We start from the raw sequence: 12,515 nt of genomic DNA on the forward strand, positions 1-12,515 counted from the left end.
AAACGAACCTCAAACGATCAAAGACCGTCATCCAGCGAAGCTCATACGATTCGAAGAATCGTCATCCTGAGCGAAACGAAGTGAAGCCGAAGGACCTGCATTCCTACATACCCTCTACAACGCACCGGAAAACCCAAAACAAACCAGCAACCCAAAAACCGGGTGCCCCAGGTTCGCGAAGCTAACCTGGGCCGAGCAGCAAAGCTGCTCCATTCGTGCGAAAGCACGACCAGCAAAGCTCAAACGCCAAAGGCGCCGAGCGAAACGAAGTGAAATCGAACCAGGAGCCGAAGGAACTCATCCTCGCGCCGGAAAGCGATGCTCCAACGCGTCCGGGGAGAGGCTTCAGCCGCTGAGAGAGTGTTTCAGCCCGACGGACTACGGCTGAACCGCTCCCGTTGGGGCGGCACCCGCCGCCGGAGCAGCAGCCACAGGAAAGTTCTTCCCATGTTCCGGGTCATACTCGTGCTTCACCATCCACTGCTTAAATGCCGCCGTTGGTTCGGACGCCAACTGCCCATTGCGCATGTAGTACGCAAAGTCCTTCATCTCAACCTTGAATCTGCAGGTGTCATAACTGCCTGGCTTACCAAACTGCGGCAGCAACACCACCAGTTCCTGATTCGGCTTCTTCCACTTAGCCGGAAACGTCTCAAACCCTGACGATGCCTGCAACCGCGTGTCGCACTCAAACTGGAAATCCATCCCACGCGGCTCGCCGCTTTCATACAGATTGGCGCGGCCTTCACCCTTTGCCTCATCCGCCTGCCGGTTGTGATAAAAGGTCGTCTGATTACGCCCGTAGATGTGTAACCGCAACGGATAATCGGCAGGGTTATGGCTCTCGGCACACGCGAGAACAGGAACAGCGACAAGGCTGGCAGCAAGCAAGGCACGCAAAACAAAGGTCATGGTTAGAATCCGGGAGCGGCAGAAGTAGACGCAGTATAGCCACTCCCCATCGTTCCGCCACGACGCCATATGACGACATCAGCCGTTACTCCCCCAAGCCAACGGATCGTGACGGATTGAGAAACTTAAGCTGTCGGCCTCGGTGTCCGAACCCGCTTATAGAACGGCGTCGGAATCACCTTCGCCTTCACCAGGTTCCCGCGAATCTCCACCGCAACCTCGTTGCCCAGCTCAGCTTCCGCAGGCGGCACAAACGCCAGTGCAATGTTCTTCTTCAGCGTCGGCGAAGGCGATCCGCTGGTCACCACGCCAAGCGGTTCTCCCGTGAGCGAGCGCACCGGATAACCGTCACGCGCAATGCCACGATCCACCATCTCCAAACCAACCAGCTTCTTCGCCGGAGGATTCGCGCTCAACGCCAGCAGCGTCTCCTTGCCCACGAAGTCCGCGTCCTTCTCCAGCTTGCAGTAGCGGTTCAGCCCAGCCTCAAACACGTTGATCTCGTCAGATATCTCGTGTCCGTACAGCGCCATCGCACTCTCCAGGCGCAGCGTATTGCGGGCGCCCAGACCAGCGGGAACAATGCCGAACTCCGCACCCGCCTCAAACACGGCCTTCCACGCAGCCTCACTGGTAGCCACATCGCTGGGCACATAGATCTCGAAGCCGTCCTCGCCGGTATAACCGGTACGGGCGATCAGCACGTTATAGAACCCCGCAACCTTGCCCCAGGTGAACCAATAGTTCTTGATCACCGACAGATCGGTATCGGTCAGCTTCTGCAGCGTCTCCTGCGCCTTCGGTCCCTGGATGGCAATCTGCGTATACAGATCGCTGTAGTCGCTGATGTGGACGCTCGGCATCGCGCCAACGATCTTGCGCACCCAGTTGATGTCCTTCTCACGTGTGCCGGCGTTGATGACGATCAGGTAGTCGTTGTCACTCAGCTTGTGCAGGACGACGTCATCCACAAAGGTGCCTTCCGGCGTCAACATGGCCGAGTAGTGTGCCTGTCCCACCTGCAGCCTGGAGGCATCGTTCATCAGCAGCTTCTGCAGGGCATCCAGCGAACCGGGTCCACGCAACTGGATGCAGCCCATGTGCGATACGTCAAACACGCCCACCGCGGTGCGGACGGCATTGTGCTCAGCCACCAGGCCGCTGTACTCCACCGGCATATCCCATCCGCCAAAGTCCACCATCTTCGCTCCAAGGGACCTGTGCGTGGCATTGAGTGCAGTACGGCGGAGTGGAGCGGAAGTTGTGTCGGCCATGAATCCTCTGGGATGTAAATGTGGTCTAAGGTGGCAGCGCTTATGCCTGCCACACTCATCTCCGAGGATACCGCGATCCGCCCTGCCAACCGTCCGAAGCACGCCATGATTCGGTGCGACCACCGCTTGTATCCCGCACTCACGCGTGCGCGGCAGGGTATGCTGTCAGCGATGCGCCTCTCCCTCACCATCCTGTTGCCGGTGCTTGCTGGCTCCGCCATGGCGCAGACGGCCGATCGTTCCGCAGCGCCATCCAATCCAGCCACCACAGCGCCCGCCGCACGCGCAGGCGTCTATAGCGTCCAGAACGGTGAGTTGGTCGTAGCTCCGGGCCTGCGCATCCCCAACGGCAACGTGCCCTGGGTGCTGGACACAGTCAACGGCAAGCAGGTGTTGGTGCCCATCCATCACACACCACTCACCGGCACGGCAGCCAGCGGCACGCTGGAAGGGCCGACGTCACACACGCCGTTGCACTCCACGACACCCGCCTTCTTCATCCACACCAGTGACCGTACGGAGAACACCGGCGATAGCGGCCGCGGGACGCCCACCGGATGGGCCCTGCTCTCCGCCCCGGTCACGGACAGTCACCGCACCGTTGCCCGTCCCACATTCACCGACGTCAACAGCGCCACCGTATGCACCGCCCCCGTGATCTGCACCACGGCAGAGTCTCTGCCGGACGGCTGGCTCCGCGTCACCCCGCGGGTGCCCTTGACACCGGGAGAGTATGCGCTGCTCCCCGTCCAGAAGGCCCCCACCCCCGGCAATACCCTGGCCTACGACTTCACTGTAGACGGGGGCCAGCCCGCAGCCCGCGACACGGTTGCGCCAGGCCAGAATCTCGACACACGAAAAAAGAAGCGCTGATCGCAGCTACAGCTTCAACGTCGACACATCGACCGTCGCTTTGGGATAGCGCAGCTTCATGCTCTTCATGGTCTCCACCAGGATCTCGGAGATCGCCACGTTGCGATACCACTTGTTATCCGACGGAATTACGAACCACGGAGCATGTTTCTTACTGGTCCGCTCCAGAATGTCCTCATAGCAATCCTGATACTGTGGCCAGAACTTGCGCTCGGCGAAGTCCGCGGCAGATAACTTCCAGTGCTTGCTGTTGTCGTCAATGCGCGACTGCAAACGCCGCTTCTGTTCCGCCTCAGAGATGTGCAGGAAGAACTTCAGGATGGCGATGCCGTTCTCTGTCAGCATCCCCTCAAAGTCATTGATCTGGTCCATGTGCACATACGCCGTCTTCTTGTCCATCAGCCCATGCACACGCGGCGACAACACATCCTCATAATGCGACCGGTTGAAGATGCCGATCATGCCGCGCGGCGGCACCGCATTATGGCAACGCCACAGGAAGTCATGCTTCGCCTCCAACGGAGTAGGCACCTTGAACGCCGTCACATCACATCCCTGTGGATTCACTCCAGAGAAGATATGCCGGATCGTCCCATCCTTACCCGCAGTGTCCATACCCTGCAGCACCACCAGCACACCGTGCTCCCCACCGGCATACAGCACCTCCTGCAACCGATCCAGTTCCTTGCGATGCCGATGCAGGTAGGGTTGTGCAGCGTCTTCCGACTTCAGCTTGCCAGTCTGTGCTGCGTCGATCTTCTGCAGGCTGATTTTCTTACCGGGGGTAATCAGATAGGGCGACTTAATCTTCAAGAGCGGATTCACCTTTCGTAAGCAGTACGATGCACGATACAGCCTTTCATGGAGACGACAAATGTTTCCGCAAAAGGAAAGAGGCACAGGATACATCCTGTGCCTCTTCGCAAAACATGGGAAACAGACTACGACTTGGTCGCAGGCTCCTTCGGCTCCGGCGTTACGATGTGAGCATCGGTCTTCACGTCGTCTGTCACGCCCTTCAAGCCTTCCTTGAAGCCTTTCAGGCCCTCACCAAGTCCCTTACCCAGTTCCGGCAGCTTCTTCCCGCCGAAAAACACCACAACAATAAGGCCGATGATCAGCAGGTGCATGGGCTGGAACAGGTCATTGAGCATGGCAGAAACCTCCGAAAGCAGGCCGCGCAATGGCGTTACCTGATCCAGCCCATTGTCGCACAAATCCGGTGTGTCTGGCATGATGCGAAGGCAGGAACGGCAGTAGACGGTATATCCTGAATGGGTGCAGTCCCACACCGCCGCCGCACGACCGCGCGGAACCGCCTTGGGGCTGCCTGCAGTGGAGGAACATGCTTATTTCCCGTCCCCGGCGGCGTCCTGCCGGGCCGTCCCTGGTGTCTGCCCGTAACGTTGTCATTGCTGGACTTGCTGCCCTCTGCGGATTTGCCGCAGCCGCCACGGCGCGGGCCCAGGATACCTTCCGTCCACCACCTCCGGTCACCTACACCGAAAAGTATGAAGTCTTTGGTGGTTTCAATTTCCTGAACGGCCAGGCCGGTCAGAACATCCCCAAGCGCTACAACATGGCGGGCGGCGAAGTGATGGGCACCTACTGGCTTACGCCAAAATGGGGCGCTGCAGCCGATCTTCGCTGGGATGGCGGCACCACGCCTGTCCTGCCCGCAGCGCAATCCACCAACCCGAAGATTCAGACGCGGCCTTTCGTCTCGCAGATGATCTACATGGGTGGTGCGCAGTATCACTGGGTCGGAAACCAGCGTGTTGGTGTTAACTTTCATGCTTTGGCCGGTGCCAGCAGCGGCAATTTTGATCACAGCAACCCGGCGGGGCTTTCTTCGGGAACCTTCTTCAACACCACGGGCCTGTACACCAACCGCACCGCGTTCAACGGCGTCGTGGGTACCAGCATTGACTTCAATCGCTCGGCGCGTTGGGCCATCCGCCTTTCGCCAGACCTTGTGTTTGAACACTTCGGCACGGAGCTGCGTGAGTTCTTCTCCGTCTCCGGTGGTGTGGTCTATCGCTTCGGTAATCGCTAAAACCACTTCACGAGTATGCAAAGAAATGCCCGGAGAGTCTCCGGGCATTTTCTTGTTTGCTTAAGACAACAACACTTACCGCGTCTGCATGAACTCCGGGCTTACCGGGTTTTCATACGGCGTGATGTCGCGCGTCACCACGGTAATGCCACTCGGCGTAACGTGATACTTCTTGCGATCTTCGTTGCTGTCATAGCCAATGACCGTGCCATCCGGAATATGTGCGTCACGATCAATAATGGCGCGGCGAATACGACAGTGGCGGCCGATATTCACGTGGTTGAAGATCACGGACGAATCGATATCTGAGAACGAGTTCACACGCACATCCTGCGAAAGCACGCTTCCGCGCACCGCAGACCCGGAGATCACGCAGCCAGGCGAAATCACGGAGTTGATCGCCATGCCCGTGCGTCCCATCTCGCCGAAGACAAACTTCGCCGGAGGATACTGTGTGGGCCGCGTCCGCATGGGCCAGTCACGATCATAGAGGTTGAAGATAGGACTTACCGACGCGATATCCAGATTCGCCTCGTAGAACGAGTCCAGCGTACCCACGTCACGCCAGTAGAGAGCCTCTTTACGGTTCTCGTCGACGAAGTTATACGCAGAAACTTTGTAGCGCCCCAGCAGACTCGGCAGGATGTTGTGACCGAAATCGTGCTTGGAATCGGTCTTCTCCGCGTCCACCATTAGTTCCGGCAGCAACACGTCCGTATTGAAGATGTAAATGCCCATGGAAGCATCCACCTTCTCTGGGTTGAAGGGTGACCGGATGTTGGTGCTCTTCGGCTTCTCCTGGAAGCCGATCACCTCACCGCTGCTGGACACTTCCACCACACCGAAGCCCGCTACTTCGCCGGGATCGACCGGCAGCGTGGCAATGGTGCATGCCGCACCGCTCTGCACATGCTGATCCATCATCAGGCCATAGTTCATCTTGTAGATATGGTCGCCGGAGAGGATGATCACGTGCTTTGGCTCTTCCGAGCCAATGGAATAAATGTTCTGATACACCGCATCTGCCGTGCCCTGATACCAGCTCTTGTTTACACGCTGCATGGGCGGCAGAATTTCAATGAACTCACCCAGTTCATTCGCCACGACCGTGCCCCAGCCTTCGCGGATGTGGCGATTCAGGCTCAGCGCCTTGTACTGCGTCATGATGTAGACCTTGCGCAGGCCACTGTTGATGCAGTTTGAGAGCGTGATGTCGATGATGCGATATTGCCCGCCGAATGGGACCGCGGGCTTTGCGCGTTCCTTGGTCAGCGGAAACAGACGTTCGCCAGCGCCCCCCGCCAGCAATACTCCAAGCGTATCTTTCATTCACTCATCCCCAGGCGGACCTCAAAGGCTTCAGCGAAACATTAGACAGACACTACCAGTCTGCGCAAGTCGGAAGCTTTCACCCACTGATCCCTTCGATGCAGAATCCGACAACCGCGGCAGGAGTATAGCGCGATGAGATTACGATTCGCTTTCTTCTGGATCAGCAGGTTCGTCAGGCAATGAGATGCGCAGCGACTTCAGAAACGAAACATCATTCCGCGTGAAAGTTTCCCCCGGCTGCGTAACCTCTTCCGCATCGTCATCCTCGCTGACTTCATTCAGGCCAATGGTGGCCTCCAACATCAGCAGGACATCAAAACCCTCTTCACGGATTTCCCGCACCACGCCGGATATCTGTTCTGACTCCGAGACGGATTCGTGAATGGCCTCGCCCAGTTGCTGAATCAGTTCCTTGATGCGTCCGTTCATCTCGCCTCCTCCTGCGTTACCGTCAAGTGCGGTCCGAACTGTCCGGAAGCGCATCGTGCAAGTGCAGTGTTCTCTACCTTACGCGGGCAACTCTCCCATCGCAATCGGGCATCGCGTGAGGAAATGTCGTCCGTTTTTATGCCTGCGTATGATGATCGGACCAGGCCGTTTCCAGTTGCCGTGCCAATTCCTGCACGACCTCTGTGCGCTTCGGGCCCCACACAATCCATCCCGCCGCCGCAGCACAGACACCACCAATCACAAACAACGATTTCTTCAGCGCCATACTCTTATCCATTCCTCATTGTTGGACGCGCAAGATCACTTTCCGCATTTCATTCCATGAGATGCAGAGAAGCCAAAGGTGATGTCCACCATCAGGCGCGGCGGGCCCGCACAAAGCTGCTCACGCTGAAATAGCCGAACAACAAAGCCAGCACACAGAAGGCATAAAAGCGGTGACGATCATCCGCAATGGCACTCATCGCGTTGTGTCGCGTCTTCCACGTGGCTGCTGAGAATGACAGCGCAAACAACGCGAAGAAGCTCCCCGTAAGTTCATGCCACAGCGCCTTCGACGCACGTTTCAGCGGAGCCGCCACACCTTGCCTGGCTGCCGCAGCCGCCTGCGAAAAGTCTGGCCGAACCGTGGCAACGGAGCGCGAGACAGGCCGTTGCACCACACGCTCTGCACGAGGCGGAATCACTTGTGGTTGAGGTGGAGAAGTTGGCCGTGATGGCGCTTCTGGCGACGGAGAAGTAGCCGCATCGACTGCCTCCAGGGCAGTGCGTGCCGCCATGCGGGCTCCGCGTCCAAGCACACGTCCAAAACGTTCCCGATCCATGCAGACATTGTACGGAGATCACACCGGATGTTGCGACATTCGTAAGGAAACGCGCTGGAAAGCAACCAATCCGATATTCAGGACCGTGCTACGGTCTTCGCCTTGGCCGCAAGACCGATCTTCTTCAAGGCCTCGCGCACCGGCCCGCGCATGGTCGCGCAGACACCCGCCATGACCTCTTCCAGATCCAGTTCATGCTGCGCGAAGATGCGGCGGATCACCCTGCGGCCCTCTTTGGTCAGGTCCACAGTACGGACACGCTTGTCCGTTGTGCCGCTACATCGCGAAACATACCCCAGCTTCTCCAGCCGGTCGACCGCAGCAGTCATGGAGGGATTCGCCAGCAGCACCTTCTCACCGATCTGCGACATGCTCATGGGTCCCTTGTGCATCAGGGCCTCCATGATCATGAAGTCGCTCAGACCGATGTCCTGCGCCGCCACGGTGCTTTCGATATACGCCTCCATGGAACGGTACGCCTTCATCATCACGAGCCATAGGCTGGCTGCCGATGTAAAGTGCGTTTCGCTCGTTTCGGATTCGTGCATCGTCTGCATGCGCTTTCTCCATCTTCTGCTAGTTCGTTGAATTCTGCGAAAAAACCTTCTGGAGAAGGATACGCGCCTGCTCCAGTTCTTCCGCGCTTACGTTGTGCGGTTTTCCAGGATAACGATGTAATGAAACTTCCGCGCCCATCCGCTTCAGCTCTTCTACAGACTCCTCCACACGCACAAAAGGTATGTGCGGATCAGGGTCGCCGCATAAAAATAATGCGGGCGTGCCTGCCAGATCGCCGTCGTGATGCAGATCGCTTCCTAGCGGCCCAATCAAGCCGCCAGTAAAAGCGATCAAACCCGCATACCGCGCAGGATTGGACGCCACGAACTCCGACGCCAGGCATGCACCCTGTGAAAAACCTGCAATGACAATGCGCGCTGTGGGAATACCACTGCCCACAAGCCCATCGACGACACGCTTCACCTTTGTCAAAGCCGAAGAAAGATCCGGCTCATTCATTTCGCGTGGCGCAATGAATCGCTGCGGATACCAGACATTGCCCGCAGCCTGCGGCGCAACGAACGCCAACTTCATATCCATAAAAGCGCGCGACAGCCCCAGAATGTCTCCCGCGCTGCTGCCGCGGCCATGCAGCAGCACAACGGCTCCTGCGGCCTCCTTCAGAGGCTCGCCTGCCGTGTAAACCGGGCTCAAATCATGCGGTCCCTGCATTCTCAATCTCCCTTCTTCGCGGAGAGGACGGCCTTACGCCGTCACCGCCGTCTTCGACGACTGCTTCAATTCCACCGGCATCAACCGGCGTTCAATCTGATCAAGCAGCCCCTGGTGCATCTTCGGTACACGCAGCGCCTCCCCAAGTGTCTCCACCGGCTCATCAATCGCAAAGCCCGGAAGATCCGTCGCCATCTCAAACAACACACCACCCGGCTCGCGGAAGTAGATGGAGTGGAAGTAATCGCGATCCTGCACCGTGGTCACCGGCAGATGCTTCAGAATCTCCTCTCTCCATGCAAGCTGCGAGGCATCATCCGGCGTGCGGAACGCGATGTGATGCACCGACCCCGCACCGCTACGTCCATAACCAGCATTTGGGTTCACCACCACATCCATGTGGTTGCCCAATGCCGCACCTTCTGGCGCTGCATAACGAATGCGGTCACCATCGCGGCCAGTTTCAGCGAAGCCCATCCATGCCAGCGTATCTGCCGTCGCCTTTTCACTGCGGTGCAGCATGGTCACGCCAAAGAAGCCGCGAATGCTGTGTTCCGCAGGCACGTCCGCATACCGCGGTACTTTCGTCGCCGCAGGAGCATCTGCATGACCCACAATCTCCAGCTTCATGCCATCCGGATCAGCAAACGTCAGCACATCTTCCGCGCCGTTAAAGCGCAGACCGGTGTGTTCCACCAGAACGCCCTCCTCCGTAAGCCGCTTCTCCCAGTAAGGGATGGAAGCCGTCGGCACAGAGAATGCCGTGTGCGTCACTTCACCCGCGCCTGCAAGTCCACGACGTGCACCCGGCCAGGGGAAGAACGTAAGGATCGTCCCCGGCGTGCCGGCATCGTCACCAAAATAAAAGTGATACGTCCCCGGATCATCAAAATTCACGGTCTTCTTCACCAGCCGCAGACCCAACACCTGCGTATAGAAATCCAAGTTGCGCTGCGGATCAGAAGCAATCGCCGTCACATGATGCAGCCCTTGGATCTTCGCCCGTTCGGTAGCCATTGTCTTAACCCTCCGCAATAATTGATTCGACATCGAAAGAAAAGATTCATCCACCGCCCCCCACAGGTCCGTCATCCTGAGCGGAGCGTAGCGCAGCCGAAGGACCTGCTTTCTTCTGTGCCCACTACGATTCTTACGGAGACAAGAACACGCCAGGTTGAGGAAGAGGGATGCTTTCACCTAAGCACTCCAGTATGGGAGAAGAAAGCAGGTCCTTCGACTGCGCACTTCGTGCTTCGCTCAGGATGACGGAAGTGCATGGTGGAACGAGTTGCTGAGAGTACACCGAACACGATAGCGTTCCGCCATGGTCCGGTTTTGCAAACGATTCGTCTTCTGCCTGTCGCTGTTCTGCGCTCTCTCCGCAGTCGCTCAAAAAGATGTTGTCAATGAAGTGAATCCACTCATCGGTACGGGCAGCGGCCCCATCGGTTACGGCGGCACCATGCCCTTTGTGACCGCGCCCTTCGGCATGACGAATTGGACCCCGCAGACGCGACAGAACCGCCTCAGCGTTACCAGCTACGAGTACAGTGACAAGACCATCCAGGGCTTCATGGGCACGCACCAGGCCGCCATCTGGATGGGCGACTTCGGCTACGTCACCCTGATGCCTGAGATCGGCGCATTGAAAACCACACCCGAAGCCCGCGCGCTCGCCTACGACCATGCACATGAAACCACGCATCCAGACTTCTACAGCGTGGACATGAAGACGCAGGACGGCAAAACCATACACGCCGAGATGACCGCGACTGAGCGTTGCGCCTACCTGCGCTTCACCTTCCCTGCTGGCGTGGAACCGCGCATTCTGCTGGAAGCGTCACGCCCAAAGATTGACGGCAAAGTCAGCATCACCAATGGCGAAATCACCGGCCAGAACCCGCACCGTATCGACAACAACCTTGGACCATTCGCTCTGCCAAACTTCAGCGGCTACTTCGTTGCGCAGTTCCACCAGCACACCACCGGCGGCGACACCTATGGCCTGAACACAGCCGCTGCCCACGGAGCCTCTGTCACCTTTGCTAAGACAACCGCGCCTACCGTGATTGAAATGCGCATCGGTACCTCGTTCCTCAGCATCGATCAGGCGCGCGAGAACATCGCCAAAGAAATTCCCACATGGAATTTCGCCACCACACGCCAGAAGCTCCACGCTACATGGCAACAGAAGTTAGGCAACTTAACCATTGCAGGCGCCACGCAGGACGAGCGCACCACAGCCTACACCGCGCTGTATCATGCGCTGCTGTATCCACGCGTGTTCTCGGAATATGGCCGCTATTACAGCGCCTTTGACGACACCGTTCACAACGGCTCGTCGTACACGGACTACTCCACGTGGGATACCTTCCGCGCAGAACACAGCCTGCTGACACTCGTCGCACCGGAACGTATTGACGGCATGATTACCGCGCTGCTGCAGGATTACAAAGAGGGCGGATGGATGCCCAAGTGGCCCAATCCCAGCTACACCAACATCATGATCGGCACGCACGCCGACAGCATGGTGGCGGAAGCCATCCGCAAAGGCTTCCACGGCTTTGATCGTGAACTGGCATGGAAGGCCGTCTACAAAGACGCCATGTCACCGCCCGATGGCGACACCACACGCCGCTGGCTGGACCGTGAAGAGCACACTCCCTATGAGGCGCGCGCTGGCCTGACCTACTACAAGCAGCTTGGCTTTATCCCCACCGATAAGACCGACGAAGCCACCAGCCGCACATTGGAAGACAGCTATGACGACTGGTGCGTGGCGCAAGTGGCGAAAGCGGTTGGCCGCATGGACGACTACCGCTTCTTCCTGAAGCGCTCATTGAACGACCGCAACCTTTTCGACAAGACCAACAACCTGATGCGCGGCAAAACCTCTGACGGCAAGTGGGCACCGCTTGGCGGCAGTAAAGACACCAACGGCAACCGCAGCGTCTCCGGATGGACTGAAGGCGACGCATGGGTCTACACGTGGTCGCCCTTCCATGACATCGCCGGAGTGGAAAGGCTGATGGGCGGCGCAGAGATCGCCAGCAAGCAGATTGATCAGCACTTCGCAGGTAACCACAACGTCCATAAGAACGAACCCAGCCACCACTACGGCTACCTGTATGACTTCACCGGCCAGCCCTGGAAGACGCAGGCCAGGGTCCGTGAAATTGCATACAAGGAATACGCCAACCAACCCGCGGGTCTGGACGGTGACGATGACTGCGGCCAGATGTCCGCGTGGTACCTGTTCACCGCACTCGGCATGTATCCGGTAAATCCCGCCAGCGGCGACTACATGATCGGCAGCCCCATGTACGGCCGCATGAGCCTCAAACTGGCCAATGGCAAGACCTTCACCGTCATCGCAGATAACAACAGCCGCAGCAACGTCTACATCCAGTCCGCCACACTGAACGTCAAGCCGCTGGACAAGCCCGTCATCACATGGAAACAGATCCAGTCCGGCACCACGCTTCACGTCATCATGGGGGCAAAGCCCTCCAGGTGGGCGTCTGCATGGCGTCCATCGTTTCCGGAAGATGCCTTGTGATGACG

General features: G+C 58.2%; 14 protein-coding genes. 3 read left to right on the forward strand and 11 right to left on the reverse strand.

The genetic code is table 11. The annotated features are described in order from the left end of the window. Positions 1–378: 378 nt before the first annotated feature. On the reverse strand, positions 379–912 hold the full coding sequence (locus tag AB6729_RS16660) for a hypothetical protein (protein WP_371082788.1): 534 nt from the start codon (positions 910–912) through the stop codon (positions 379–381). 125 nt (positions 913–1,037) lie between these two features. After that, positions 1,038–2,186, reverse strand: a complete 1,149-nt coding sequence (gene gcvT / locus AB6729_RS16665; RefSeq protein WP_371082789.1) for a glycine cleavage system aminomethyltransferase GcvT — start codon at positions 2,184–2,186, stop codon at positions 1,038–1,040. Positions 2,187–2,228: 42 nt separating this feature from the next. Here gcvT and AB6729_RS16670 point away from each other — a divergent pair, with 42 nt between their 5' ends. Further along, the gene (locus AB6729_RS16670) at positions 2,229–3,059 is read left to right on the forward strand and encodes a hypothetical protein (protein ID WP_371082790.1); all 831 of its coding nucleotides are present in this window, start codon (positions 2,229–2,231) and stop codon (positions 3,057–3,059) included. 6 nt (positions 3,060–3,065) lie between these two features. Here the strand turns inward: AB6729_RS16670 and AB6729_RS16675 are convergent, their stop codons facing one another. Together AB6729_RS16675 and tatA are read right to left on the reverse strand one after the other, a co-directional pair. Further along, complete coding sequence (locus tag AB6729_RS16675; protein WP_371082791.1) at positions 3,066–3,872, reverse strand: polyphosphate kinase 2 family protein; 807 nt, start codon at positions 3,870–3,872, stop codon at positions 3,066–3,068. A gap of 128 nt (positions 3,873–4,000) precedes the next feature. Beyond that, positions 4,001–4,294: a twin-arginine translocase TatA/TatE family subunit gene (gene tatA / locus AB6729_RS16680; RefSeq protein ID WP_371082792.1), complete on the reverse strand. Its 294-nt coding sequence runs from the start codon at positions 4,292–4,294 to the stop codon at positions 4,001–4,003. A 110-nt stretch (positions 4,295–4,404) separates the two neighbouring features. On the opposite strand from tatA, the gene AB6729_RS16685 reads away from it, so the two are divergent. Next, positions 4,405–5,115, forward strand: a complete 711-nt coding sequence (locus tag AB6729_RS16685; RefSeq protein WP_371082793.1) for a hypothetical protein — start codon at positions 4,405–4,407, stop codon at positions 5,113–5,115. Positions 5,116–5,190: 75 nt separating this feature from the next. On the opposite strand, the gene glgC is transcribed toward AB6729_RS16685, so the two are convergent. The 7 genes from glgC to AB6729_RS16720 all read right to left on the reverse strand — a co-directional run bounded on the left by glgC (position 5,191) and on the right by AB6729_RS16720 (position 9,968). Then, positions 5,191–6,444 (reverse strand): glucose-1-phosphate adenylyltransferase, encoded by a 1,254-nt coding sequence (glgC, locus tag AB6729_RS16690; protein ID WP_371082794.1) that lies wholly within the window; start codon positions 6,442–6,444, stop codon positions 5,191–5,193. Between the two features lie 141 nt (positions 6,445–6,585). Further along, positions 6,586–6,876 (reverse strand): hypothetical protein, encoded by a 291-nt coding sequence (locus tag AB6729_RS16695; protein ID WP_371082795.1) that lies wholly within the window; start codon positions 6,874–6,876, stop codon positions 6,586–6,588. A gap of 136 nt (positions 6,877–7,012) precedes the next feature. After that, complete coding sequence (locus AB6729_RS16700; protein ID WP_371082796.1) at positions 7,013–7,162, reverse strand: hypothetical protein; 150 nt, start codon at positions 7,160–7,162, stop codon at positions 7,013–7,015. 91 nt (positions 7,163–7,253) lie between these two features. Beyond that, positions 7,254–7,676 carry a hypothetical protein gene (locus tag AB6729_RS16705; RefSeq protein ID WP_371082797.1) on the reverse strand — a complete coding sequence of 141 codons (423 nt, stop codon included), beginning with the start codon at positions 7,674–7,676 and terminating at the stop codon, positions 7,254–7,256. A gap of 122 nt (positions 7,677–7,798) precedes the next feature. Further along, positions 7,799–8,278, reverse strand: coding sequence for a MarR family winged helix-turn-helix transcriptional regulator (locus AB6729_RS16710; RefSeq protein ID WP_371082798.1), 480 nt, complete (start codon positions 8,276–8,278; stop codon positions 7,799–7,801). Between the two features lie 19 nt (positions 8,279–8,297). Further along, complete coding sequence (locus AB6729_RS16715) at positions 8,298–8,933, reverse strand: alpha/beta hydrolase (RefSeq protein WP_371082799.1); 636 nt, start codon at positions 8,931–8,933, stop codon at positions 8,298–8,300. A gap of 51 nt (positions 8,934–8,984) precedes the next feature. Then, positions 8,985–9,968 (reverse strand): VOC family protein, encoded by a 984-nt coding sequence (locus tag AB6729_RS16720; RefSeq protein ID WP_371082800.1) that lies wholly within the window; start codon positions 9,966–9,968, stop codon positions 8,985–8,987. Between the two features lie 307 nt (positions 9,969–10,275). Here AB6729_RS16720 and AB6729_RS16725 point away from each other — a divergent pair, with 307 nt between their 5' ends. After that, on the forward strand, positions 10,276–12,510 hold the full coding sequence (locus tag AB6729_RS16725) for a GH92 family glycosyl hydrolase (protein ID WP_371082801.1): 2,235 nt from the start codon (positions 10,276–10,278) through the stop codon (positions 12,508–12,510). The last annotated feature ends 5 nt before the right edge of the window (positions 12,511–12,515 follow it).

The sequence above is a fragment of the Terriglobus sp. RCC_193 genome, assembly GCF_041355105.1.
In the GTDB taxonomy this organism is placed as follows: domain Bacteria; phylum Acidobacteriota; class Terriglobia; order Terriglobales; family Acidobacteriaceae; genus Terriglobus.